This is a genomic window from Pseudomonas migulae NBRC 103157, from assembly GCF_002091715.1.
GTDB classification, from domain to species: domain Bacteria; phylum Pseudomonadota; class Gammaproteobacteria; order Pseudomonadales; family Pseudomonadaceae; genus Aquipseudomonas; species Aquipseudomonas migulae_A.
Genome location: NZ_BDAG01000097.1, coordinates 1 through 1,129 on the forward strand (window position 1 = coordinate 1; position 1,129 = coordinate 1,129).

Sequence of the window (1,129 nt, forward strand, 5' to 3'; positions counted from 1 at the left end):
CGTCACCGCCACTCCGTGCCGTCTCTCAGCATGGCATTCAGTCTGATCAGTAATATTCGCATGCAGGCGATGAGCGCGACCTTCGCGCTCTTGCCTCGCGCCCGAAGAGCGTCATAGCGTGCTTTAAAGTCAGCTTGAAAGCGGATCACTACCCAGCAGGACATGTAAAGCGCACGCCTCAGCCGGGCTCTTCCTCCGTGGATTTGGCGTTTCCCGCTGTGATTGCCGCTGTCATCGTTGCAGGGTGCAACTCCTGCCAGTGCGGCGATCTCGCGACGGCCAAGCTTGCCCAATTCGGGCAGGTAGACCAGCAAACTGGCAGTAGCGACCGTGCCAATTCCTTTAACAGAGATGAGGCGCTCGGTTTTTTCTGCGTCCAGCTCGTGCATGCTCTGGTGGATGGTTTTATCGAGTTGCTTGATCTGAATTTGCAGGTAGTGAATATGGCCTTTGATTGCCGCCACAACAGTGGGTAGCTGAGCCTGCTGAAGCCGGCGCTTATTGTCGTCCCGTTGCTGCACGAAGTGCTCGCGTTGCTGAACCAGCTCGCGCAACGCTTCACGCTCAGGCGAAATGATCTTGTCGCCGTCCATCTTCAAGACCTCGGCGAAATCGGCCAACACAGCGGCATCGATCAGATCGGTCTTGGCACTTTTGCCCATCGCCACGGCGAAAGCCCTGGCCCGGCGAGGATTGATTCTGAGGACATTGAAGCTGGCACCTAGCAGTGCGGCCATGACCTTGCGCTCGTAGCCTCCCGTGGCCTCCAGCAAAACCCGGCCCACCTCGTACTGGCTCAAGCGCTGAAGAAGCTCAGCACAGCCTTCTGAAGTGTTTGAAAGCTCAAAGCCTTCACCGTCTGGTTGAACCCAAACAACGAGGTTTGATTTGGAGATATCGATGCCGACCCAGGAAATCATGGCAAAACCCTCTTACACTCAGGAGTGAGAGTGCTCTGGCTTTGCCCACGCTTGTGATTTCGAGTGGCTGCTCGTCCAACTGTTCGGGCTTATGGGCCAGAGTGGAAAGGTGGATGGCAGCTCGGCTCCCACACGTGCTTCAAGCACCGCGGACTCACAGCTTGCCATCCACCCCTCTCACCCCAGAGCTTATTCCTAGATCTAGACAC

1 protein-coding gene is annotated in these 1,129 nt (G+C 56.7%); it reads right to left on the minus strand.

Translation table 11 applies throughout. The features are described from left to right. Positions 1-2: 2 nt before the first annotated feature. Entirely contained in the window at positions 3-920 is a 918-nt protein-coding gene (locus PMI01S_RS30745) for an IS110 family RNA-guided transposase (RefSeq protein ID WP_084323911.1), read from the minus strand. Positions 921-1,129: the final 209 nt, after the last annotated feature.